This is a genomic window from Lactobacillus sp. CBA3606, assembly GCF_002970935.1.
In the GTDB taxonomy this organism is placed as follows: domain Bacteria; phylum Bacillota; class Bacilli; order Lactobacillales; family Lactobacillaceae; genus Lactiplantibacillus.
Window position 1 is genome coordinate 2,109,916 of record NZ_CP027194.1, and the last position, 22,887, is coordinate 2,132,802.

The following is a 22,887-nucleotide window of genomic DNA, read 5'->3' on the forward strand; positions in this document are numbered from 1 at the left end:
ATTGTAAACTAAACTAGTAGTCTGTTTATTGGAACCGTTCGTGGTTACTGATGAGCGCGCTTCGGCAATTTTGCCGGAAAATGAATGCAAGTTTAGCATTTATATTGTAATAAAAATATGAAAGAGGCGTTAATGACATTGGCAAAGAGCAAGATTCGTGTGCGTTACGCACCAAGTCCAACTGGCCATTTACACATTGGTAATGCTCGGACAGCGTTATTTAATTATTTATTTGCCCGACATAATAAGGGTAAGTTCATTCTGCGGATTGAAGATACCGATTTGAAGCGGAATATCGCAGATGGCGAAAAGAGCCAAATGGATAATTTGGCTTGGTTAGGGATTGATTGGGACGAAGGTCCTGATAAGGGCGGCGATTTTGGTCCTTATCGTCAGTCTGAACGGAAGTCACTTTATGATCCTTTGATTCAACAATTGATTGATGAAGGTAAGGCTTACGAGTCTTACATGACCGAAGATGAACTACAAGCACAACGTGAAGCGCAAAAGGCGCGTAAAGAAATGCCACATTACGTGTATGAATTTAAAGGCATGACTGAAGATGAAAAAGCGGCTAAGATTGCAGCGGCTAAGGCAGCTGGGATTACGCCAGTTATTCGTTTCCACGTCCCTGAAGCACAGACTTATGCTTGGGATGACATGGTTAAAGGTCATGTTTCCTTTGAATCTAAGACTGTGGGTGGCGATTTCGTCATCAAAAAGCGGGATGGCATGCCAACGTATAACTTTGCCGTGGTAGTTGATGATCATTTGATGCAAATTAGCCATGTCTTCCGTGGTGATGATCACGTTGCCAATACGCCTAAACAATTAATGATTTATGAAGCCTTTGGGTGGGAAGCGCCTAAGTTTGGTCACATGAGCTTAATTATCAATACCGAAACGGGTAAGAAGTTAAGCAAACGTGACGAAACAGTGCTCCAATTCATCGAACAATATCGTGAATTAGGTTACTTACCAGAAGCGATGTTAAACTTCATTATCTTATTAGGGTGGTCACCAGTGGGTGAAAGTGAATTGTTCACCAAGCGTGACTTCATCAAGATGTATGATGAAACTCGCTTGAGCAAGTCACCAGCCGCCTTTGATGGTAAGAAGCTCGAATGGATTAACAATCAATATGTTAAAAAAGCGCCTGAAAATGAGATTTTTTCAATGTCAATCCAACAATTGATTAAGGCTGGTCGTTTACCTAAGCGTCCAGATATGAATACGATTGAATGGACCCGGACGTTAGTCTCATTATTTAAGCACCAGATGAGTTACACTGGTCAAGTAGTTGAATTATCCGACTTATTCTTTAATGGTCCCGCTGAAATCAATGATGAAGCGAAAGCTGAATTGGCAGTGGAAACGGCACCAACGGTTTTAAAAGAATTCCGGCAACGGATTGAAACGATTGATGTCTTTGAAGCTACTGAAATTCAAAAGACCATCAAGTCGATTCAAAAAGACACCAAGATTAAAGGTCGTCAATTATACATGCCAATCCGGATTGCAGTTAGTCATGAAATGCACGGTCCTGAATTACCAGAAACGATTGAATTATTAGGTCGTGAAACCACAATGAAGCATTTAGATGCAATGATTGCAACTTTAGCAAAATAACTGTTTGATAATAAGAGCAACCTTGCGAAGTCCTCAGAGAGCGACGGTAACTGTGAAGTCGTGATGCCGCAAGTTGCAGTGCGATTATCAGCTGAACAGGCGGGTGGCCGTTATCCCAGTAATGAGACCGGTCCGCCGGTGAAGCAAGAGTGGAAACACGCGTCAAGCGTCTTTTGTATCAGAGGAAGTTATTCCTTTGATATTAAAGGCGCTTTTTTGGCACCGGGCCGCAAGTAGGCCGGTGGCATGTTAAACTAAAGCAATCTAAAAATGAAAATTATGATGAGTTGAGAGGAGCTGGTCAGCAATGTTATCAGTATTTAATACCCTAACCCGGCAAAAGGAACCCTTTAAGTCAATTACCCCGGGTGTCGTTAAAATGTATGTCTGTGGTCCGACCGTTTATAACTATATTCATATTGGCAATGCCCGCTCGGCAATTGCTTTTGATACGATTCGGCGGTATTTAGAATATAGTGGCTATCAGGTTGATTATGTTTCCAACTTTACCGATGTCGATGACAAGATGATCAAGCGCGCGGCCCAAGATCAGACCACGGTGCCAGCGATTGCTGATCGGTTTATTAAAGCATTTATGGCGGATGCCAAAGCAGTCAATATTGAACCGGCGACGGCCCATCCCCGGGCTTCAGAAAACATTCCTGAAATTATTGCCTTTATTGAAGCTTTGATTGCCAAAGATTATGCTTATGAATCAGCTGGCGATGTCTATTATCGGACGCGACGGTTTAAAAACTATGGTCAGCTTTCTGATCAGCGAATTGATGATTTGGAAGTTGGCGCTAGTCAGCATACCGCTGATGAAGAAACGAATCGCAAAGCTGATCCAATTGACTTCGCACTCTGGAAAAGTGCGAAACCAGGTGAGATTTCATGGTCATCGCCGTGGGGTGCCGGTCGTCCAGGCTGGCATATTGAATGTTCAGTGATGGCGACGAAGTATTTAGGAGCGACGATTGATATTCATGGTGGCGGTCAAGATTTGGAATTTCCACATCATGAAAATGAAATCGCCCAGAGTGAGGCGAAGACTGGCCAAAAATTTGCTAACTATTGGTTACACAACGGGTTCGTCACGGTTGGTGATGACAATGAAAAGATGAGCAAATCTTTAGGTAATTTTGTGACGGTTCATGATATTATTAAACAGGTTGATCCGCAAACACTACGGTTCTTTATGGCAACGACCCAATACCGGCGGCCGATTCAGTATAGCCAGAAGAATTTAGCCGAAGCGGCAAATAATTTAAGTAAGTTACAAAATGCTTTTACCAACTTAACTTACCGGTTAAAAGATGCGGCGGCTGGTACCGATGCAACGGTGACCGCCCAACTAGCGACGTTAACGGCTCATTTTGTGACGGCGATGGACGATGATTTCAATGTGCAAAATGGGATTGCTGCGGTTTATGAATTAGCTAAGTTAGCGAATATCTATGCGGCTAAACCAGTCGTTCAAGTGGCAACGTTAAAAGCTTTGATTGCCCAATTAACTCAGTTGGTGCAAGTCTTTGGGGTTAACTTGAAGACTGAAACGACCACTTTAGCCGACGCTGATATCCAAGCGCTGATTGCGGCACGTGAGGCAGCTCGGCAAGCGAAAGACTTTGCCAAAGCGGATCAAATTCGTGATGAGTTAAAGGCCCAAGGGATCGTTTTAGAAGACACCCCCCAAGGGGTCCGGTTCAGAAAGGATTAATATGACAGTTGATTATCAACAATTAAATGGGATTGCCTTAGCCTATCTCGGTGATGCAGTTTATGAACCGTTTATTCGGCAACATTTAATTGAAATTGGGTATACTAAGCCCACGAAATTACATCACCATGCGACGCATTATGTGTCGGCTAAAGCGCAAGCAGCACTGATTAAACGGATGCAGGCTGAGGCGATTTTAACGGCAACCGAAACGGATGTTTTCAAACGTGGGCGGAATGCTAAAAGTCATACGTCGGCAAAACATACCGATGTGTTAACGTATCGAATTTCAACCGGCTTTGAAGCGATTTTTGGTTACTTACAGCTAACGGCGCAACCGGAACGAATTGCCACGTTAGCGAATTGGTGTATCACCCAAGTCGATGAAGGGAGGCTTTCAAATGTCAATTAATAATGAACAACCTACTAATGATCAAGAACCAGCTGATTTTGTGATTGGCCGTCATCCAGCGATGGCTGCCATTAAGAGTGAACAACAAATCAATAAAGTCTTTATTCAAAGTGGTCTACAAGCTGATGTTTTAAATGATATTGCTAAGATTGCTAAGAAACGTCATCTGATTGTCCAATATGTGCCGAAGCAAAAGTTAGATCGGTTAACCGATAACGCGAACCATCAAGGGGTTGCAGTTGGCGTGGCCGCTTTTGAATACGCGACCATCGATGACTTATTTGCGGTGGCAAAGGCGAAGCAAGAACCACCATTTTTCTTAATTTTGGATAATATTGAAGATCCCCATAATCTTGGTTCCATCATGCGGACTGCAGATGCAGCGGGGGCCCACGGCATTATCATTCCTAAGCGGCGAGCAGTGGGCTTAACAAGTACGGTCGCTAAGACGTCAACGGGCGCCATCGAACACGTCAAGGTTGCCCGGGTCACGAACCTTGTTCAAACGGTTAAAGAATTGCAGACGGCTGGCCTTTGGATTTTTGGGACCGCAATGGATGGCACCGATTATCGGCGTTGGGATGCTAGCGGTGCAGTTGGCCTGATTATTGGCAATGAAGGTAAGGGGATTTCACCGTTGCTACAAAAGACCGCGGATGAGATGCTCACGATTCCGATGATTGGCCATGTTCAGAGTCTAAATGCCAGTGTCGCAGCTAGTTTATTGATTTATCAAGGTTACACGTCGCGCCATCCGTTAGGAAATTAATAATGAAACAACAATTATTAATTGTGGATGCATATAATATGATTGGTAATTGGCCAGAATTGAATCGGCTGAAACAAAGCGATCGATTACCAGATGCGCGTGATGAGCTGTTGAACGTTTTGACCGAATATAAAAAAATCACTGGCTTAAATATTAGTGTTATTTTTGATGCGATGTATGTGCCGGGTAATTCAAAACGTTACCGGCAAGCTGATTTGGAAATTGTCTGGACGAGTAAAAATCAAACGGCTGATAGTTACATTGAAAAGTATGCCGCTGACCAACAATCACGGGTGATGCAAGTGACGGTTGCCACTAGTGATCAAGCGGAACAATGGGTTATTTTTTCAGAAGGGGCCTTGCGAATTCCGGCACTAGAATTGCGGAAACGCGTCCATGAAGCTTTGAAAGAAGTTCGGCATACTGCCGTGCGTAGTCAGGACTTAGGTTCAGTGCGAAAATCACCTTGGGATGCGCAACAATTGTCGGCTTTAGATCAATATCGGCAACAGTTAGAACGGGAACATTCGAAGCATCATCATTAGTCAATTTATTGCTGACAAAATTGTATTCTAATATGGCTCAATAATAAGTTGAAATTTAATTAATTGTTTAACTAGTTTTTAGTATAAATCAAAAACGTATGTTCGCTTGTGTCGTGTTAAAGCCCCGTGTATATTCAGTTTGCAGACACTGGACGATGCGGCTTCTGTAATTCAGAAACGGGGAATACGATTTGAACGAACAGCAATTAATTGCGTTAGCAGCACAAGGAGACAATCAAAGTATTATTGATTTAGCTGAACAATATTTGCCGGTAGTTTTAAAGTTGCGCCGCCAGTACTTTATCCGAAATTATGATGAGGATGATTGGTTACAAGAGGCCCGAATTGCGATTCATCGAGCCGCTAGTGAGTACGATCAACGGCATGCGTGTAGTTTTGGCGCTTTTTACCGGTTGTTATTGAATAACCAAGTCATTGATTTGATTCGGCGTTCGCAGGCCAAAAAACGGCATCCTGAACATGATATCTTATCTTTAGATATGGGAATGGACGATGGTAATGATGCCTTATTAGTAACCAATCTCATGGCAGTTGATATTGTGCACGTGCGCAATATCGTGGCTGAATTTGCGAAAGAATGTTCTAGCTTTGAAGGCCAAGTCTTTACCGCCTTACTAGCTGGCTATTCACCGCAATACATCGCCCGTGATTTAGATGTCGGTTTAGCACCGGTCACTAATGCGGCTGATCGTTGTCGCCGTAAGCTTCGTCAGCAATTAGCAAGCTAGCATTAAATTGACATTCGAAAAATTCCATGATACTGTTAGACCTGATAATTATGGAGGTAGTATCGATGGCACATAAGAAAATTGCACTGGCATGTACGGTTTGTGGTTCGCGAAACTATACGATTGATGCCAATCCTAATCGAACTAACCGCTTAGAAGTTAAGAAATTTTGTAAGTTCTGTGGACAACATACACTTCATCGTGAAACGCGGTAGGGGGACTAACTATGCGATTATTTAAGTTTTTTGGATTGGTCGGACACGAAATGAAAAAGGTCACTTGGCCAACTTGGCGAGAAAATCGGCGTGATTCATGGACGGTTATCTCAACCTCATTGTTCTTCGTGGCGTTTTTCGCGTTATTCGATTGGGTCATCCAATTGCTTTTAAACATGTTAACGGCTTTGCATTAATGGCCTTTTAGCAATAAATTTGTTATAATATGGTTATTGAAAGAAAAACTTCGTCTTGGCGAAGTTTTTTTGTTTTACTTAAAAGACATTCTTAAAGGAGTTTAATCATGGTCGAATCTGTTGAAAAGAAATGGTATGTGCTACATACTTATGCTGGTTATGAAAACAAAGTTAGTTCTAACTTGGAATCACGGGTCCAATCAATGGGCATGGAAGATAATATTTTCCGAGTGGTCGTGCCAGAAGAAGAATCTCATGAAGTTAAAAATGGGAAAGATAAAGTTGAAATGAAAAAGGTCTTCCCCGGTTATGTCTTAGTTGAAATGGTCATGACTGACCAAGCTTGGTACATTGTCCGGAATACGCCAGGGGTTACTGGATTCTTGGGGTCACATGGTCAAGGGAGTAAGCCAACGCCATTGTTACCAGAAGAAGCAGAAGATATTTTACATCAATTAGGTATGAGTGCGCGGCATACAGAACTTAACGTTGAAGTTGGCGAACAAGTGACCATCATTGATGGGGCCTTTTCAGGTTTGGCTGGTGAAATCACCGAAATTGATACTGAAAAGTTGAAATTAAAAGTCAATATCAACATGTTTGGCCGTGAAACGAGTACAGAACTTGATTTCGACCAAGTTGATCAAATTCAATAATTTTAAATAAGCTGGTGGGCAAGCATGTCACAATTAATTCTGATTATTATCGCGGTGATCATAATTGGCATGATCAGTCGCATCAGTTATAAGTTTTGGCAATATGGGCGACCACAGCATTTAGTGACTAGTCAGCAGCCGCAGACGGCCGATGACAGCGCAGTGACGTTGTTTATTCCCGGATATGCAGGGAATCGGTTCTCATTTGGACGGATGTTACAGCGGTTTGTCATGGGAAAAATTGCGAATAAGTCGTTGGTTGTTTGGATTGATCGCCATAATCATCCGCACGTAACCGGTCATTTAGATCCCTATCGACCGATGGTACAATTAATTTTTGCAACACCACGCGTGGCCGTCCGTGCCCAAGCAGCCGGGGTCCTAGCAGTAGTGAAATATTTATTGGCCCACGAACATGTACAGACCATGAATTTAGTCGCGCATTCCATGGGTGGGGTAGTTTTATTTCAATATTTAACGACTGCGGCGCGCTTGGCTAATTTGCCAGAGGTTCGCAAAGTGGTGACAATCGGGGCACCGTTTAACGATAGTGAAGTGGGTCAAAACACTTATCCGATTGAAAATCATCCCCTAACGGCGACTGGGCCAACAACAACGACCCCGGTTTATAATTACTTTTTACGGACGTTACAACAGTTGCCGAATACGATTTCGTATTTGAATATTGCGGGTAACATTGGTGATAAGTTTCAAAGTGATGGCGCCGTTGCGATGAATAGTGCCCTGTCATTACGCTTTTTATTGCGGACGACTGTTAATCGCTATCAAGAGTTTGTTGTGCATGGAAAAAATGCTCGGCATTCCCGATTGCATGAAAATTATGAGGTTGACCGGCAAATTATTCAGTTTTTATATCCGAATAAAATAAAAACGGTTGATGACGAAAAGTAGATATGCTACAATGATGCTTGTGCGTCACGTATGCACGTTCACGTGGGAGGAGCAAAAACTCTGCTCCATTTACCACATCACGGACTAAGGAGGAATGTCTCGTGGCTAAAAAAGTAGCTAACGTTGTTAAATTACAAATTCCTGCGGGCAAGGCAACACCAGCTCCGCCAGTTGGCCCAGCATTAGGTCAAGCAGGTATCAATATCATGGGCTTCACAAAGGATTTCAATGCGCGTACCGCTGATCAAGCAGGTATGATCATTCCCGTTGTGATTACGGTTTATGAGGATCGTTCATTCGACTTCGTTACCAAGACCCCACCTGCTGCCGTTCTTTTAAAGAAAGCTGCTGGTGTTGAACACGGTTCTGGTGAACCTAACACGAACAAGGTTGCTACGGTAACTGAAGCTCAAGTTAAGGAAATCGCTGAAACTAAAATGCAAGATCTAAACGCAGCTGACGTTGAAGCAGCTATGCGCATGATCGAAGGTACTGCTCGGAGTATGGGATTCACCGTCGAAGGCTAATTCAGTACCGAGAGTAGTCGGACACTTCATCAAAATGAATGTGTCAAGTGGGAGGAAATCTCCGTTTGAACCACATTTGCAAGGAGGAAAACACTTAGATGGCAAATAAAAGTAAACAATACCAAGACGCCGCTAAGCTAGTTGATCATGACAAAGCTTACGATGTAACTGAAGCGGTAGACTTGGTTAAAAAAATGGATTTCGCAAAGTTTGATGCAACCGTTGAAGTTGCTTTCAAATTAAACGTTGATACAAAGCAAGCCGACCAACAACTTCGTGGCGCGGTTGTCCTACCAAACGGTACTGGTAAAGAACAAACAGTTATCGTTTTTGCTAAGGGAGACAAAGCTAAAGAAGCTGAAGAAGCCGGTGCTGACGTTGTCGGTGAAGCCGACCTAGTTGGCCGGATTCAAGACGGTTGGTTAGACTTTGACGTTGCAATCGCAACCCCAGACATGATGGCCCAAGTGGGTCGTTTAGGTCGGGTACTTGGACCTAAAGGTTTAATGCCTAACCCTAAGACTGGGACTGTTACGATGGATGTTGCTAAAGCGGTTAACGATTCAAAAGCCGGTAAAGTAACGTACCGGACTGACCGTGATGGTAATGTTCACGTTCCTGTTGGCAAGGTATCATTTGATACTGACAAGTTAGTTGGTAACTTCAAGACCATTGAAGACACTATCATCAAAGCTCGTCCTGCCTCAGTACGTGGGACTTTCGTTCAAAACTTAGTTGTTACTTCAACATTTACGCCAGCCGTACGTGTTGACTTAGCTTCATTTTAAGGACAAAGTTTTTTAAAACAATTGACCGCTTAGGTGATCTGTGATAGATTACTAGAGGTTAAGTAATATCTCTACCTAAGACTCAGGTGGCTTAACGGCCTCAAACATACCTGCCGAGGACATTGTTTTTCTCTATGTCTTGGTGGACATAGGGATTTTTTTATAAATCCCTGAACCAAAATTCTGGGAGGTGAATCTATTGAGTAAAGAAACTGTTGCTATTAAAGCAAAAGAAGTCGAAGAAGTTACGGCACAATTAAAGAGCGCTGTATCAGCTATTGTAGTTGATTATCGTGGTTTAACTGTTGAACAAGTAACTGACTTACGTAAGCAATTGCGTGAGGCCGGTGTCAAGATGCGCGTTATCAAGAATAAAATCATGGTACGGGCTGCTGAAAAAGCTGGTTATGCTGACATGAATGATGTCTTTTCTGGTCCTACGGCGGTGGCCTTCTCTGAAGAAGATCCCGTTGCTCCAGCTAAGATTTTAGCTAACTTTGCTAAGACAGCTGACGCCCTTCAACTTAAGGGTGGCGTGATTGAAGGCAAAGTTGCCTCTCTTGAAGAAGTTCAAGAATATGCAACCTTACCATCACGTGAAGAATTATTGGCAACTATTGCTAATATGTTACAAGCACCTGTTCGTAACGTGGCATACGCTGTTAAGGCGGTTGCTGAAAAGGGCGACGAAGACGCAGCTTAGGCTGTTGGTGTAAACAAAAAAATTAATTTCATACAAAATGGAGGAACATAAAATGGCTTTTGATAAAGACACTATTATCAACTCATTAAAAGAAGCTTCAATTTCAGATTTAAACGACTTAGTTAAGGCTATCGAAGAAGAATTCGATGTCTCAGCTTCAGCACCAGTTGCTGTTGCTGGCGCTGCCGGTGGCGATGCTGCTGCAGCTAAGGATTCATACGATGTTGAATTAACTGAATCTGGCGACCAAAAGGTTAAGGCTATTAAAGCCGTTCGCGATATCACTGGTCTTGGCTTGAAAGATGCTAAGGGCCTTGTTGATGGCGTTCCTTCAATCGTTAAAGAAGGCGTCTCAGAAGACGAAGCTAACGATATCAAGGCTAAACTTGAAGAAGTTGGTGGCGTTGTTACCCTTAAGTAATTTAATTACTTAAGCGGACTACGCTGGACCACGCTAACCATGGCAACATGGTGGCGTGGTTTTTTGTATAAGCTAAAAAATCTGGATCAACGCAAATACCCGCTAATTGTTTGGCTATTTGCCTAACGATTAGCGGGTATTTGCGTTGACGACAGTTTGCTTAATAACCGGGTGGTTAGTTAGCGGATCATTTTAATTAGCAACACGGCTGGTTCCAGTTTGATAATTTAACGTCATGCCATTTTGTACATTGAAGATGTAAACATTAAAGCTAACAGCCGAACTATCAATGGATTGGGCCCGCATTTGCACGCCACTAGCCAATAAATTGTCAGCTTTAAAGATTGGTTTCACTTCGTAACGCACGTAGTGGTCCGGGCTAGCGTGTAAATAGTTGGCAACTTGGTTTTCATAAGTAACCATTTCGGGATCATTCAGTGAGCGGGTCCCAGTAATGAGGTTTTTCGGGTTATTATTTTGCCCGGTTAATTGATAACCAATCAAGTGACTACGATTATATAACCATCCACTGGCAATTCGCTTATTATGCCAACCAGTAGGGGCAACTGTTAAGGCCGTTCGTTTAGTTGTGGGCATCAAACTTTGATTTAATAAGGCGCCTGCAGTGGTCGGGCGATTTAATCGGTCTAAGTCACCATACTTTTGCCAGGCACCATTGCGAGTCGTTAAGTCCGCAGCACTAAAGGCTGGATTATTCGCGTTGATGGTTACGGTCGGGTGACCTTGATACTGCTGATTGGCTAACGCAGTGTTAGTTGGGTTACCGCTAGTCTTCATCGTGGTCGCCGCGGTTGTTTTAGTAGCCCCATCAGTCTTATTCTGTGCTTTTTGATGATCAATGGTGGTTTTACGACTGGTTAATTTTTGAGCTGTTTTTTTCAAACTAGCAGTGGAGCGCTGATTAGCGGCAATTAAATCTGCTAACTTAGTATCATGCTTAACTGTGATATGATGCGTTTTTTTGACAATTTTTGTTTTAGTTACCGTCTTAGGTTTAGTGGCAGCCGTGCTGTTAAGATTAAAAGCCCCTAGACTTAGTAGTAACAAAATGATAATGGGCCAGCTGTGTCGCAAGAACCGTTTTCCCCGTAAATGCCGCCGTTGGTAAAGATGCCAGCTCCAATAAATAGCGCCGATTAATAATAAATATCCCATAGTTAGTTAGACTCCTTTATTAGCGTAATGATTTGCGATAGCCGGCTGCTTGAGCAGCTTCCTCAGTAGAAAAGTAACTAACATTTTTCTCTGCCATACGGTAGTTATGGTCCGTCTCAACATGATAGATTTTAGAATGCGTATTACCAACAATCCGGCCAGGTTGGGCAGTATCGGTGTCGCCACTAAAGCGATTGGTACTGGTCGCTTTAGTGGTTTGGGTTGATGTGGCGGTGGCTGCTTGCTGTGAGGCAGCTTTTGAAGCCTCATGACTGCTACTAACGCTGGCTGCCAGTACGGAACTCGTACTAGTAGCCAGCGAAGATGACGCAGCGACTGATGCTGAGTGTGCCGATGATTGACTGGCAGTTAGCGCACTCGATTGTGAGCTGGCTTGGGTTAAAGTCGAAGACTGTTGACTGAGTTGTTTGGCCGAAGCGGCATTAGCTCGACTGACAGCTTTAGCTGATGACCAAGCTGCAGTATCTGCGGCAGTCCGTTTGCTGACATAGCTTGTTTTAGTCCGGGTGACAATCTTAGGTGTGGTAGTGGCCGTTGACTGCGCGCAACCACTTAGAATCGTCAGACTTAAAAGTGCAATTAAAACAGGTTTTCCAAAATGCATAAAGTACCCCTCCAAAGTATGATAATCATATTATACAAGAACGGATTACGTTGGGTAAAGTGGTAATTTAATAAAAATGCTTAAATACGCAAAAATAGGCATTTTTCCTTAATTTTAGAAATTATGATTAATAACTGACAGGCGATTGGTTTACGGAACTTAATTATGTGAGTTAATCAAAGCCATGATGATGAGACTGTAAACTAGTTTTAAAACTTGGGTGGAAGGTTGTATAAATGAAATAAGATTGCGATAATAAGAGCAATAACGGTATTGGGGGAATTTTTTTGAAGGCGATGATACAAAAAGTGGGGGCCAGCTTAAATAAACGGCTGGGCTTAATTAAGGCCTTATTTGTCTTTTCAGTTTTACTATTTGTTATTACTGAAGTGGGTAAGATTGCTAAAGAAGTAAGTGGGGCTCAATTAGGAACGGCACTAGCTTCACAAAGTTGGTGGCATTTATTAAGTATGGTTGTGATTGGGATGGTGGCGGTAACGCCCATGCTGACCTATGACGTCATGATTACGAAATTTCTGCCGAACCACTATTCGCTGGGATATATTTTTAAAGCCGGATGGATTACGAATACTTTTACGAATATTGGGGGCTTCGGCGGTGTACTCGGGGCCTCATTGCGGGCCAATTTCTATAACAAAGGTGCCAGCAAAAAACAGATTGTCTTCGCCATCTCTAAAATTGCCTTATTCTTAGTGTCGGGATTATCGCTTTATTGTATGATTTCATTGATTTTGGTCTATGGTTTTGGCATCGGCCAAGTTTACCGTAGTTATTGGATTTGGTTGGTTGGTGGTTCTTTGTATTTTCCAGCGGTCTTTATCTTTACCCGGGTCAATGATTCAGCTTTCTTTGAAGGACTAACGCTAGGTAATGTTGTCCGCTTATTAAGCGGTTCATTTGGAGAATGGACGGGCTGTGTCCTATTCTTTTTACTAATTGGTAATTTTATGCAATTACCAATTGATTTTGCGGCGGTTGTGCCTTTGTTTGTGATTGCCTCAGTCGTTGGGGAAGTATCGATGGTTCCTGGTGGGATCGGTTCATTTGATGTATTTATGATTTTTGGACTGGGAGCCGTTGGGGTCTCACGGCCAGATGCGGTCGCTTGGTTATTGTTTTATCGGCTATTCTATTACATTATCCCATTTGCGATTGGGTTAGGGTTATTCACACATGATACCGGTCGACGCTTGAATCAACATTTAGAAGGTATTCCAAAGGCAGCATTACAACGTTTTGCTCAAATGGCGTTAACTGTTTTTCTTTATGTTTCCGGTTTTTTGATGTTGTTAATGTCGACGGTTCCTAATTTTGCCTATAATAATAAAATTTTCTTGCAGGTTTATCCGTTTACCTTTTTCTTTATTAATCAGGCTAGTAGTATTGTGATGGCCTTTTTATTGATTGGGGTTGCGCTAGGGACAGCCGGTCGTGTCAAAAAAGCTTTTTGGCCAACGGTGATTGTTTTACTGATTGCAATTTTAAACACGATTCGTTGGCTAGTGGTGTATGACGCTATTTCCATGAAGTTTATTATCTTTTTAGTGATTATTTTAGCCCTAGTTGCATTATCGAAGCAGGCCTACTATCGCCGCCGGCTGGCACTCTCGTGGGGGCAACTGCTGTGGGTAGGTTGTGTTTACGTGATTACGTTTGTGTTGTATACGATTGTGGGCGTTTATAATGCCCCCCAGATTCATCATCGCCATGCGGTGCCGGAAGCCTTGTTTTTCCCCTCGCAAAAACTATGGTTATTCGGCGTCATTGGTTTAGTCATTGCGGCTTTGATTTTAGTCGCCATGAATCGTTATTTTGCGAATGGTCATAACGCGCGGCTGGGCTTGAAGTTGGATCTTGAACGCGTTAAGCACGTGATTGCAACAGCTGGTGGCAATGAGATCTCCCACTTAGCTTTTTTGAATGATAAATTGGTTTATTACTATCAGGCCGCAGGTGAAGACCAGCTTATCTTTCTATACCAACAGAAGGCTGACAAGCTGATTCTGATGGGCGAGCCATTCGGAAACCAAGCCTATCTTCAGCCGGCCTTAGAACAGCTCATGGATGATGCTGACAGCGATGGGTATTCATTAGTCTTCTATGAAATTAATGAAACTTTGACGATGCGATTACATGAAATGGGTTTTGATTTTATTAAGACTGGCGAGGAAGGCCATGTCAAACTGGCTGACTTTAGCTTGGCCGGTAAACGGCTCCGTGGTGAACGGGCTTTGATGAATAAGTTCACACGGGATGACTATCAGTTTGAAATCTTGCAGCCACCATTTTCAGCGGCGACGATGGCGGCATTAAAAGCCGTTTCAGATAGTTGGCTTAATGGCGAGGCTGAAAAAGGATTTTCGTTAGGGTTCTTTGATGAGACATACTTGAATCAGGCCCCGATTGCGGTGGTTTATAACCCTGAGCATCAACTGGTAGCCTTTGCTAATTTGATGCCACAGGGGAATGACAAAATCGCGTCGATTGATTTGATGCGATCAAGTGCGGCCGCACCATCGGGAATTATGGATACGGTTTTTGTACATCTCTTTGAACAAGCACGAGCCCAAGGGTTTGCTTACTTCAACATGGGGATGGCGCCGCTGGCTGGGGTCGGCGTTTCACGGTACAGCTTCATTCAGGAAAAAATTGCACATCTGATTTATGAATATGGCTATCAATTGTACGGTTTTCAAGGGTTGCGGTCGTATAAAGAAAAATACGTTACGGCATGGGCGCCTAAATATATCGCTTACCGGAAACGGAATTCATTGATTTTTACGATTTTACAATTATTGCAAGTGGTTAACACACGTCAAAAGAAACGTGCCGAACGCCATTTGTTACTTGGACCAAAATGGTTTCAAAATTTGAATCATCATCGTTAATAGCCAAAAAGAAGCACTTCAAGAACTGATAAAATTCTTGAAGTGCTTCTTTGTCAGCAAGCTTAATTAGTATATTTGGGTGGGAGGACATGATGATAGTTTTCTAAACCGGTAAAAATTTCGCTCAAATTATGACCATTGATGAAGAGGTTCAGATTTTCAACCGGCGCAAAGCCCATCTTGGTGCTAGTGGCTAGCATCTGTACCAAGTTATCGTAAAAACCGTTAATATTATAAAGTGCAATCGGTTTTTGGTGAATATCGATTTGACTCCAAGAGAGCATTTGCAAAAATTCTTCAAAAGTGCCGAAGCCACCAGGCAGTACGATAAAGGCATCTGCTAAGTGTAGCATTTTTTCCTTACGTTCAGTCATCGTACTAGTTTCAATGAAAGTCGTCACGTTTTTTAAAGCTAATTCGCGTTCAACTAGAAAGCGGGGAATAATACCAATAACACGGCCGCCAGCATCGAGGGTGGCCGTGGCTACTTTACCCATCAGACCATGGTTACCGCCACCATAAATTAGCTGATAATCATGATCAGCTAAGTACTGACCTAAGGCAATTGTTTTGGTGGTAAAGTCGGGGTCTAAGCCAGAATTAGAGCCGCAAAAGACACAAATATTATGAATTGACATGGGTTATTCATCCTCCATCGTAAAAAATTAAAAAGTAGCGGCGACGAGACCAAGTCCCGAAGCCGCTACTTTACTGAACTTTAATGCGTTTAATTAAAGCGAATCGCCTGGTTCACCAATATCGTAATCAGTGTCTTGCATTGCTTCAACTTGGCCCAAACGATAGCCATTCCCAACTTGTGAGAAGAAGTCATGGTTTGATGTCCCCGTTGAAATACCGTTCATAACGACTGGGTTAACATCTTCAGCCGTATCTGGGAAGAGGGCATCTTGACCTAAGTTCATCAACGCCTTATTGGCATTGTAGCGACTAAAGGTCAAAACTTCATCTGACCAGCCGATTTGATCGTAAACCAAATGAACATAATTTTCTTCATTTTCATAAAGCTTGTATAAGAAGTCGAACATCCAGTCTTTAAATTCAGCCTGGGCCTTTTCAGAACGATTCTTGAAGCCTAATTGGAATTTATAACCAATATAAGTGCCATGGACACTTTCGTCCCGTAAAATTAATTTAATAATTTCAGCAACGTTTGGTAATTGATTATGCCCCAAATAGTAAAGTGGCGTGTAAAAGCCAGAGTAGAATAAGAAGGTTTCCAAGAAAACGTTCGCGACTTTCTGCTTTAATGGATCTTCATCGAAGTTATCATATAATTTATAAATCCATTTGGCTTTGTTTTGGAGATATTCTTCACTGTCACTCCAGTCAAAGATTTCGTTGATTTCATCAGGCGTATTTAACGTTTCAAAAATCGTTGAATAACTTTTAGCATGGACTGATTCCATGAATTGAATATTGTTTAAAACCGCTGTTTCATGGGGCGTCACAATGTGTCGCCGCAGTGATTGTAGGCCATCTTGTGATTGTAAGGTGTCCAGTAAAGTTAAGCCACCAAAAACGTGACCGACGACCCAACGATGATCGTCATCTAAATCGCGCCAGTCCGCAATATCATTGGAAACTGGAATTCGGGTATCTAACCAAAATTGTTCGGTTAATTTTTCCCACGTACTTTTATCAATTGCATCTGAAACTTGATCCCAGTTAATCGCTTTGTAATTGCCATTGCTGAGTAATTTTTGGTAATATGCCAAGTCTGTTGCCATAGCGAGTGTCCTCCTAGAGATTTAGTGTGCTAAATGACGCAGCTTTCACATTCATTGACGCCAACTTCACCATCGTCATCCGTAAAGGTCCGGATATAGTAGATTGACTTAATCCCTTTCCGGTAAGCATAATTCCGGAGGATATTTAAGTCACGAGTCGTCATTTTGTCAGTCCGGCCGTCTTTCCATTCATATAAGCCGGCTGGAATGGTTGACCGCATGAAGAGTGTTAAACTCATGCCTTGATCAACGTGTTGCTGAGCAGCGGCGTAAACATCAATGACTTTACGCATGTCAGTATCATAAGCAGACTTATAATAATCAATTGTATCATTAGATAGGTAAGGAGCGGGATAATAGATCTTACCAATTTTCTTTTCTTGCCGTTCTTCGACCCGGTTGATGATGGGGTGCAAGCTAGCAGTCGTGTCATTAATGTAGGAAATTGAGCCATTTGGTGCAACGGCCATCCGGTTTTGATGGTATAAACCATCGCGCATGACATCGGTTTTTAAGGCCGCCCAGTCAGCTTTAGTTGGAATGAAGATACCGTCAAATAAAGCGGCAGTCTTAGCAAATTTTGGTTGCCAAGCTTGGTCTAAATACTTATCGAAATAAGTGCCGTCCGCATATTTTGATTTTTCGAAATTCACAAAAGTCGTGTGGCGTTCGCGAGCAATCGTGTTAGATGCCTTTAACGTCCAGTAGTTTAGCAATAAGAAGTAGATATTTGTGAAGTCAACGGCTTCTTTGCTCCCATATTCCATCTGGTTCTTGGCGAAGAAGGCATGTAAGCCCATGGCGCCCAAACCAATCGTATGTGCTTGATGATTTCCTTTTTGAATAGAAGGCACAACGTCCACGTTGGAATTGTCGGTAACAAAAGTTAGTGCGCGGACCATTGCGGCGACCGAATGACCAAAGTCAGGTGATTGCATTAAGTTAACAATATTAGTTGAGCCTAAGTTACAACTAATATCAGTTCCCATCTTTTCGTATTCTTGTTGATCATTAATGAGTGAAGGTGTTTGAACCTGCATGACTTCAGAACAAAGGTTGCTCATAACGATTTTGCCATCAATTGGGTTAGCCCGGTTAGCGGTATCAATATTAACGACGTATGGATAGCCAGATTCTTGTTGTAATTTACTGATTTCATTTTCAAGATCACGGGCCTTGAGCTTGGTCTTTTTGATGTTAGGATTCTTGACCATGTTGTCGTATTCTTTAGTGATATCAACATAGGAGAATGGCACGCCATATTCGCGTTCGACACCGTAAGGGCTGAATAGATACATATCAGCATCAGTTTTAAGGAGTTCGTAAAACTTATCAGGTACTGTTACACCAAGGGAGAGGGTCTTTAAGCGAATCTTTTCGTCAGCATTTTCTTTCTTAGCCGACAAGAAGGCGATAATATCTGGGTGGAAGACACTGAGATAAACCACGCCGGCACCTTGGCGTTGACCAAGTTGGTTGGAATAAGAAAAGCTGTCCTCCAATAACTTCATCACAGGAACGACCCCACTAGCAGCACCATCAATGTGTTTGATCGGGTCGCCAGCGCCACGTAAATTACTTAAGTTAATTCCGACCCCGCCACCAATTCGGGATAATTGGAGAGCTGAGTTAATTGTCCGACCAATGGCATTCATGTCATCGGTTGATTGGATTAAGAAACAAGAGATTAGTTCACCACGTCGTGCACGTCCGGCATTTAAAAAGCTTGGGGTTGCGGGTTGGTAACGTTGATGGATAATTTCGTCGGCTAAGTTTAATGCCAATTGTTCGTCGCCATCAGCAAAGTACAAGGCATTCATAGCAACCCGGTCGATAAAGTTTTCTAAGTAATAGTCACCATCATCAGTCTTTAAGGCGTATTGTGCGTAGAATTTATAAGCGGCCATAAACGTCTTGAATTTAAAATCTTGCGTTTTCAAATAGGCGTATAATTTTTCAATAAAACTAAATTCGTATTTTTCGATGAAACCCGTTTCCAAGTAGTCATGGTCTAATAAATAATCAAAACGCGCTTTGAGACTAGGAAATTGCTTGGTATTAGGTTGGACATTCTGTACCAGAAAGGCTGCTAGGGCATCTTGATCTTTGTTCAAAGGAATCTGATTGTTGATTGGAATGTTGATTTCGTTATTTAAATCATAATAGGTAACATCTTTTAAGTCTTTCAGGCTCATAGGGATTCCTCTTTCTTTCAAAATAATTAACTATTGGCTAAAATGGACGACCCACAATCAATAGGAAACTAGTGATTGTGGGTCGGTTTTAAAAAATGATGTTCATTCGGTTTAAAGATACAAAAATAAACGGTGTTAGACAGCTAATTGTTTCAATTCGTCAGGACGGAAGCCAGCAATGCTACTTTCGCCATTGATTTCAACAACAGGTACGGCTTGGAAGCCTTGGTCTTTTAAATAGTCAACATACTCAGGATTGACGTTAATATTTTTCTCTTCAAATGCAATATTGTGTGCGGTCAAAAATTTCTTAGTCATCTTGCATTGCATACAATTATTTTTCGTGAATACTGTTACTTTTTTCATTTCAAATCACCCTTAATTCGTTTAATCGATAAATTTAGTATACAACAAGCTAGGGAAAATACAATCAAAAAACACAACATCTCGTGGATGAAAAAGTTTCAAACCACAAGATGTTGTGTTAGGACCGGCTTTTAACCGTCGTTTAAATTTATTTAAAATAATTGTCGTTATTTCGTGGAATCAGGTATCATAGATGTAGCCTAAAAATTAGAGGAAAAAATTATGACCAACTATTATTATACACACAATCCAGATATTGTGCATGCTGAAAAACAATGGAATTTTGAAATCTTTGATCATCAGTTTAAATTTACGACTGACAATGGTGTTTTTTCCAAGCGGACCGTGGATTATGGGTCCCGAACATTACTGTCAGCTTTTGAGCCAACCGATTTGCCAACCGGAAATATTTTGGATTTAGGAACGGGTTACGGTCCGATTGGGTTGGCCTTAGCCTATCAATCGCCACAACGGACCGTTGATATGGTTGATGTGAATGAGTTAGCGCTAAGCTTGGCGCGTCAGAACGCAACTTTAAACCAATTGACCAATGTTAATGTGTTCACTTCTGATTGTTATGAGCAAGTGACCACGACTGATTATGCGGCGATTGTGACTAATCCCCCCGTGCGTGCTGGTAAAACGGTGGTGGCAGCAATGCTGACTGGTGCGTTGCCCCATTTAGTTACGGGTGGAACCTTAACCGTGGTCTTACAAAAAAAGCAAGGGGCGCCCTCAGCCAAAAAGATAATGACGGCGACTTTTGGTAACTGTACGATTATTAAGAAAGACAAAGGCTACTACATTTTGCAAAGTGTAAAGGAGGGATCACTTGATCGCTAGTGAACCAGAAAAATGGATGTTAGAAGCGTTACATGAGGCCAAGTTGGCTAGCTTAATTGGTGAAGTGCCAATTGGCGCTGTGATTGTGCACGATGGTGAAATTATTGGTCGGGGCCACAATTTACGTGAGCATGGTCAAGACGCTACGTTACATGCCGAAATCATGGCGATTCAAGAAGCCTGCGAGTATCTACACAGTTGGCGCTTGGAAGACTGTCAGATTTATGTCACGTTAGAACCTTGTATCATGTGTAGTGGCGCTATTTTAAATGCACGGATTCCAGAACTTTATTATGGTGCTCGTGATCCTAAGGCCGGCGCGGTCCATAGTTTGTATCATTTAATGGCTGATGACCGGTTGAACCATCAAGTGACGGTGCATGAACGGATCTTGCCACGGCCCGCGGGCGAGTTATTAGAAAACTTTTTCCGAGATATTCGTAAACGCCAAAAGGCTGCTAAAAAGGCGCGCCAGCAAGCGACTGAAAAAAATTAAGCGGATGGCTAGCATTCTGTGCTTAAATCATGTATTATAGTATTTGCCGCAAGGCCTTAAGGCAAGGGTGGATTTACGAATCGTGTCAGGTCCGGAAGGAAGCAGCACTAAGTTTGCTTCATCTTGTGCCTTAAGTTTTTATGAAATGTAACAGCTCTTAGCCATTCGGTTGAGAGCTTTTTATTTAAATTAATGTTGTTATGAATTGAGCCAGTTGGCTAGTGAGAGAGGAAGATTCGCATGTATCGGGCATTATATCGGGTGTGGCGACCACAACGGTTTGACGAAATCGTCGGTCAACAGATGATTACGCAAACGCTAAAAAATGCGATCATGACCCACCAAACGAGTCATGCGTATTTGTTCACCGGACCACGGGGCACTGGGAAAACGTCCGCGGCTAAGATTTTTTCAAAGGCGATTAACTGTCATCATTTAGTTGATGGTGAGCCTTGTAATCAATGTGAAACGTGCGTGGCAACAACTAAAGGTCAATTGAATGATGTCATTGAAATTGATGCGGCTTCTAATAATGGGGTCGAAGAAATTCGAGATATTCGGGATAAGGCTAAATATGCGCCAACGCAGGCGGATTATAAGGTTTACATCATTGATGAAGTGCATATGTTATCGACTGGTGCGTTCAATGCCTTGTTAAAGACGTTAGAAGAACCACCGGCTAACGTGATTTTTATTTTAGCAACCACGGAACCACACAAGATTCCGTTGACGATTATTTCGCGGACCCAACGGTTCGATTTTCGGCGGATTACCGCTAAAGATAGCTATGACCGAATGGTTTATATTTTGGACCAAAAGCAAGTGACTTATGATGAAAAGGCGTTACGAGTCATTGCGCAAGCTGCCGAAGGTGGAATGCGAGATGCGTTGAGTATTTTGGACCAAGTGATTTCTTTTGGCGACAATACAGTCACTTTAGATGATGCCTTGATGGTTACGGGTAGTGTGACCAAGACTTTGATTGCAGATTATGTTGAAGCAGTAACCAGTCAACAAACTAAGCCGGCATTGGAAACGATGCGGCAAATTTTGCAAGCAGGCAAAGATGCTAATCGGTTCATTGAAGATTTGATTAGTTACACACGAGATGTGTTACTCTATCAACAAGCACCCGAAATGGTCGATAGTGTGGCGATGGGAGAAAATGATGATCGGTTCCAAGCCTTTGCCAAGCAGATTGATGCGGAAGTCTTGTATCAGATGATCAAAACGTTAAATGATATTCAACAACAGATGCGTTTTACGACCCATCCGGATGTTTATCTAGAAGTCTTAACGGTTAAGCTAGCGCAGTTGACACCAGCGACTGGGGTCCAATCGGCACCTGCTATCGTAGGGGCAGATGATCCGACAATTCAGCAATTGACCACGAAAGTCGATCAGTTACAAACCGAATTAACGACGCTTAAAGCCCAAGGTATCACGACTAATCAGAGTCAGCCGAAGCGGGTTAAGCAGGCCACTAATAGTAATGGCCCAGCGGTTAAAAAAGTAAATGTTAGTCAAATCTATCCGATTTTAGGTGCGGCAACCAAAGCCGATCTGTTAAAGATTCGCGAGGTGTGGGCAGACTTAATGAATATTTTAAGTGTGACGCAGCGGGCATTAATGCATGTTTCAAAACCGGTTGCTGCCAGCGATGAAGGGGTCGTGGTCGCATTTGACTATGCCTTTTTATATCAAAAAGCGATTGATGATCAAGTCTTGATGGCTGCCTTAAGTAATGGGTTAGCGCGGTTGATGGGAACGGCACCAAAAGTCGTCTGTGTTCCAGAAGAACAGTGGCCGCAGTTGCGTAAGGATTACTTAGCGACACACCAGCCAGATGGTGGTGCGTCGCCAGCTAAGCCGGAGCAGCCGGCGGTAGTGGCGCAAGCCGAAGCAATGTTTAGTGGGATTGTTGAAGTTAAAGCAGATTAAAAATTGAAGGGAATTGATGAATAATGATGCGTGGTATGGGTAATATGCAAAATATGATGAAGCAAATGAAGAAAATGCAACAAGATATGTCCGTTGAACAAGCGGCTTTAAACGAAGCAACTTTTACGGGGAGTGCTCCGGATGAGATGGTTAAAGTGACGTTTACTGGTGATAAGAAAATGCAAGATATTACGATTAAACCAGCTGCCGTTGATCCTGATGACGTGGACATGTTACAAGACTTGGTTCTAACTGCGGTAAATGATGCGTTAGCTCAAGTTGATGCCCAAACACAAAGCACGATGGGCAAGTATACCAAAGGCTTGCAGTAGTCGAAAACAGGTA

The 22,887-nt window shown here is 42.5% G+C and carries 25 protein-coding genes, 1 other RNA gene and 1 other annotated feature; of the genes, 20 read left to right on the forward strand and 6 right to left on the reverse strand.

Going from position 1 to position 22,887, the window contains the following annotated elements; translation table 11 throughout:
- Nucleotides 1-138 precede the first annotated feature (138 nt).
- From gltX to rplL, 14 genes are all read left to right on the forward strand, one after another.
- Nucleotides 139-1,629, forward strand: coding sequence for a glutamate--tRNA ligase (gltX, locus tag C5Z26_RS10210; protein WP_105450175.1), 1,491 nt, complete (start codon nt 139-141; stop codon nt 1,627-1,629).
- Between the two features lie 307 nt (nt 1,630-1,936).
- On the forward strand, nt 1,937-3,349 hold the full coding sequence (gene cysS, locus C5Z26_RS10215; protein ID WP_105449846.1) for a cysteine--tRNA ligase: 1,413 nt from the start codon (nt 1,937-1,939) through the stop codon (nt 3,347-3,349).
- Between the two features lies 1 nt (nt 3,350).
- Nucleotides 3,351-3,761: a Mini-ribonuclease 3 gene (locus C5Z26_RS10220; protein WP_105449847.1), complete on the forward strand. Its 411-nt coding sequence runs from the start codon at nt 3,351-3,353 to the stop codon at nt 3,759-3,761.
- Complete coding sequence (rlmB, locus tag C5Z26_RS10225; protein WP_105449848.1) at nt 3,751-4,530, forward strand: 23S rRNA (guanosine(2251)-2'-O)-methyltransferase RlmB; 780 nt, start codon at nt 3,751-3,753, stop codon at nt 4,528-4,530. Before C5Z26_RS10220 ends, rlmB begins: the two co-directional genes overlap by 11 nt.
- A gap of 2 nt (nt 4,531-4,532) precedes the next feature.
- Nucleotides 4,533-5,075: a YacP-like NYN domain-containing protein gene (locus tag C5Z26_RS10230; RefSeq protein WP_105449849.1), complete on the forward strand. Its 543-nt coding sequence runs from the start codon at nt 4,533-4,535 to the stop codon at nt 5,073-5,075.
- A gap of 191 nt (nt 5,076-5,266) precedes the next feature.
- The gene (locus tag C5Z26_RS10235; RefSeq protein ID WP_234005678.1) at nt 5,267-5,824 is read left to right on the forward strand and encodes a sigma-70 family RNA polymerase sigma factor; all 558 of its coding nucleotides are present in this window, start codon (nt 5,267-5,269) and stop codon (nt 5,822-5,824) included.
- Between the two features lie 65 nt (nt 5,825-5,889).
- Entirely contained in the window at nt 5,890-6,039 is a 150-nt protein-coding gene (rpmG, locus tag C5Z26_RS10240) for a 50S ribosomal protein L33 (protein WP_105449850.1), read from the forward strand.
- An 11-nt stretch (nt 6,040-6,050) separates the two neighbouring features.
- The gene (gene secE, locus C5Z26_RS10245; RefSeq protein WP_105449851.1) at nt 6,051-6,236 is read left to right on the forward strand and encodes a preprotein translocase subunit SecE; all 186 of its coding nucleotides are present in this window, start codon (nt 6,051-6,053) and stop codon (nt 6,234-6,236) included.
- A gap of 107 nt (nt 6,237-6,343) precedes the next feature.
- Nucleotides 6,344-6,892 (forward strand): transcription termination/antitermination protein NusG, encoded by a 549-nt coding sequence (gene nusG / locus C5Z26_RS10250; protein WP_105449852.1) that lies wholly within the window; start codon nt 6,344-6,346, stop codon nt 6,890-6,892.
- A gap of 24 nt (nt 6,893-6,916) precedes the next feature.
- Nucleotides 6,917-7,804 carry an alpha/beta hydrolase gene (locus C5Z26_RS10255; protein ID WP_105449853.1) on the forward strand — a complete coding sequence of 296 codons (888 nt, stop codon included), beginning with the start codon at nt 6,917-6,919 and terminating at the stop codon, nt 7,802-7,804.
- 101 nt (nt 7,805-7,905) lie between these two features.
- Nucleotides 7,906-8,331 (forward strand): 50S ribosomal protein L11, encoded by a 426-nt coding sequence (gene rplK, locus C5Z26_RS10260; protein WP_105449854.1) that lies wholly within the window; start codon nt 7,906-7,908, stop codon nt 8,329-8,331.
- Between the two features lie 98 nt (nt 8,332-8,429).
- Complete coding sequence (rplA, locus tag C5Z26_RS10265; protein WP_105449855.1) at nt 8,430-9,119, forward strand: 50S ribosomal protein L1; 690 nt, start codon at nt 8,430-8,432, stop codon at nt 9,117-9,119.
- A gap of 56 nt (nt 9,120-9,175) precedes the next feature.
- Nucleotides 9,176-9,289, forward strand: a sequence feature (ribosomal protein L10 leader region).
- A 29-nt stretch (nt 9,290-9,318) separates the two neighbouring features.
- The gene (rplJ, locus tag C5Z26_RS10270) at nt 9,319-9,822 is read left to right on the forward strand and encodes a 50S ribosomal protein L10 (protein WP_105449856.1); all 504 of its coding nucleotides are present in this window, start codon (nt 9,319-9,321) and stop codon (nt 9,820-9,822) included.
- 52 nt (nt 9,823-9,874) lie between these two features.
- Nucleotides 9,875-10,243 carry a 50S ribosomal protein L7/L12 gene (rplL, locus tag C5Z26_RS10275; RefSeq protein ID WP_105449857.1) on the forward strand — a complete coding sequence of 123 codons (369 nt, stop codon included), beginning with the start codon at nt 9,875-9,877 and terminating at the stop codon, nt 10,241-10,243.
- A gap of 192 nt (nt 10,244-10,435) precedes the next feature.
- Here the strand turns inward: rplL and C5Z26_RS10280 are convergent, their stop codons facing one another.
- Entirely contained in the window at nt 10,436-11,419 is a 984-nt protein-coding gene (locus C5Z26_RS10280) for a DNA/RNA non-specific endonuclease (protein ID WP_105449858.1), read from the reverse strand.
- Nucleotides 11,420-11,438: 19 nt separating this feature from the next.
- Nucleotides 11,439-12,044, reverse strand: coding sequence for a sunset domain-containing protein (locus tag C5Z26_RS10285; RefSeq protein WP_105449859.1), 606 nt, complete (start codon nt 12,042-12,044; stop codon nt 11,439-11,441).
- Between the two features lie 287 nt (nt 12,045-12,331).
- On the opposite strand from C5Z26_RS10285, the gene mprF reads away from it, so the two are divergent.
- On the forward strand, nt 12,332-14,953 hold the full coding sequence (gene mprF, locus C5Z26_RS10290; protein ID WP_105449860.1) for a bifunctional lysylphosphatidylglycerol flippase/synthetase MprF: 2,622 nt from the start codon (nt 12,332-12,334) through the stop codon (nt 14,951-14,953).
- Between the two features lie 62 nt (nt 14,954-15,015).
- On the opposite strand, the gene C5Z26_RS10295 is transcribed toward mprF, so the two are convergent.
- From C5Z26_RS10295 to C5Z26_RS10310, 4 genes are all read right to left on the reverse strand, one after another.
- Nucleotides 15,016-15,591 (reverse strand): LOG family protein, encoded by a 576-nt coding sequence (locus C5Z26_RS10295; protein WP_105449861.1) that lies wholly within the window; start codon nt 15,589-15,591, stop codon nt 15,016-15,018.
- A 93-nt stretch (nt 15,592-15,684) separates the two neighbouring features.
- On the reverse strand, nt 15,685-16,701 hold the full coding sequence (gene nrdF, locus C5Z26_RS10300) for a class 1b ribonucleoside-diphosphate reductase subunit beta (RefSeq protein WP_105449862.1): 1,017 nt from the start codon (nt 16,699-16,701) through the stop codon (nt 15,685-15,687).
- Between the two features lie 29 nt (nt 16,702-16,730).
- Entirely contained in the window at nt 16,731-18,896 is a 2,166-nt protein-coding gene (gene nrdE, locus C5Z26_RS10305) for a class 1b ribonucleoside-diphosphate reductase subunit alpha (protein ID WP_105449863.1), read from the reverse strand.
- Between the two features lie 135 nt (nt 18,897-19,031).
- Nucleotides 19,032-19,262, reverse strand: coding sequence for a redoxin NrdH (locus tag C5Z26_RS10310; protein ID WP_105449864.1), 231 nt, complete (start codon nt 19,260-19,262; stop codon nt 19,032-19,034).
- Nucleotides 19,263-19,484: 222 nt separating this feature from the next.
- On the opposite strand from C5Z26_RS10310, the gene C5Z26_RS10315 reads away from it, so the two are divergent.
- The 5 genes from C5Z26_RS10315 (at nt 19,485) to C5Z26_RS10335 (ending at nt 22,874) form a co-directional block, all read left to right on the forward strand.
- Nucleotides 19,485-20,105 carry a class I SAM-dependent methyltransferase gene (locus tag C5Z26_RS10315; RefSeq protein ID WP_105449865.1) on the forward strand — a complete coding sequence of 207 codons (621 nt, stop codon included), beginning with the start codon at nt 19,485-19,487 and terminating at the stop codon, nt 20,103-20,105.
- On the forward strand, nt 20,098-20,601 hold the full coding sequence (gene tadA, locus C5Z26_RS10320; protein WP_255414949.1) for a tRNA adenosine(34) deaminase TadA: 504 nt from the start codon (nt 20,098-20,100) through the stop codon (nt 20,599-20,601). The genes C5Z26_RS10315 and tadA overlap by 8 nt, the downstream gene beginning before the upstream one ends.
- Nucleotides 20,602-20,654: 53 nt before the next feature.
- Nucleotides 20,655-20,741, forward strand: an RNA gene (gene ffs, locus C5Z26_RS10325) — signal recognition particle sRNA small type.
- A gap of 100 nt (nt 20,742-20,841) precedes the next feature.
- Nucleotides 20,842-22,542 (forward strand): DNA polymerase III subunit gamma/tau, encoded by a 1,701-nt coding sequence (dnaX, locus tag C5Z26_RS10330; protein ID WP_105449866.1) that lies wholly within the window; start codon nt 20,842-20,844, stop codon nt 22,540-22,542.
- A gap of 23 nt (nt 22,543-22,565) precedes the next feature.
- Nucleotides 22,566-22,874 carry a YbaB/EbfC family nucleoid-associated protein gene (locus C5Z26_RS10335; protein WP_105449867.1) on the forward strand — a complete coding sequence of 103 codons (309 nt, stop codon included), beginning with the start codon at nt 22,566-22,568 and terminating at the stop codon, nt 22,872-22,874.
- The last annotated feature ends 13 nt before the right edge of the window (nt 22,875-22,887 follow it).

Coding starts and splice junctions, on each gene's coding strand:
- cysS (WP_105449846.1), top strand. CDS start 1,937: ATGTTATCAGTATTTAATACCCTAACCCGGCAAAAGGAACCCTTTAAG.
- C5Z26_RS10220 (WP_105449847.1), top strand. CDS start 3,351: ATGACAGTTGATTATCAACAATTAAATGGGATTGCCTTAGCCTATCTC.
- rlmB (WP_105449848.1), top strand. CDS start 3,751: ATGTCAATTAATAATGAACAACCTACTAATGATCAAGAACCAGCTGAT.
- C5Z26_RS10230 (WP_105449849.1), top strand. CDS start 4,533: ATGAAACAACAATTATTAATTGTGGATGCATATAATATGATTGGTAAT.
- rpmG (WP_105449850.1), top strand. CDS start 5,890: ATGGCACATAAGAAAATTGCACTGGCATGTACGGTTTGTGGTTCGCGA.
- secE (WP_105449851.1), top strand. CDS start 6,051: ATGCGATTATTTAAGTTTTTTGGATTGGTCGGACACGAAATGAAAAAG.
- nusG (WP_105449852.1), top strand. CDS start 6,344: ATGGTCGAATCTGTTGAAAAGAAATGGTATGTGCTACATACTTATGCT.
- C5Z26_RS10255 (WP_105449853.1), top strand. CDS start 6,917: ATGTCACAATTAATTCTGATTATTATCGCGGTGATCATAATTGGCATG.
- rplA (WP_105449855.1), top strand. CDS start 8,430: ATGGCAAATAAAAGTAAACAATACCAAGACGCCGCTAAGCTAGTTGAT.
- rplL (WP_105449857.1), top strand. CDS start 9,875: ATGGCTTTTGATAAAGACACTATTATCAACTCATTAAAAGAAGCTTCA.
- C5Z26_RS10280 (WP_105449858.1), bottom strand. CDS start 11,419: ATGGGATATTTATTATTAATCGGCGCTATTTATTGGAGCTGGCATCTT.
- C5Z26_RS10285 (WP_105449859.1), bottom strand. CDS start 12,044: ATGCATTTTGGAAAACCTGTTTTAATTGCACTTTTAAGTCTGACGATT.
- C5Z26_RS10295 (WP_105449861.1), bottom strand. CDS start 15,591: ATGTCAATTCATAATATTTGTGTCTTTTGCGGCTCTAATTCTGGCTTA.
- nrdF (WP_105449862.1), bottom strand. CDS start 16,701: ATGGCAACAGACTTGGCATATTACCAAAAATTACTCAGCAATGGCAAT.
- nrdE (WP_105449863.1), bottom strand. CDS start 18,896: ATGAGCCTGAAAGACTTAAAAGATGTTACCTATTATGATTTAAATAAC.
- C5Z26_RS10310 (WP_105449864.1), bottom strand. CDS start 19,262: ATGAAAAAAGTAACAGTATTCACGAAAAATAATTGTATGCAATGCAAG.
- C5Z26_RS10315 (WP_105449865.1), top strand. CDS start 19,485: ATGACCAACTATTATTATACACACAATCCAGATATTGTGCATGCTGAA.
- dnaX (WP_105449866.1), top strand. CDS start 20,842: ATGTATCGGGCATTATATCGGGTGTGGCGACCACAACGGTTTGACGAA.
- C5Z26_RS10335 (WP_105449867.1), top strand. CDS start 22,566: ATGATGCGTGGTATGGGTAATATGCAAAATATGATGAAGCAAATGAAG.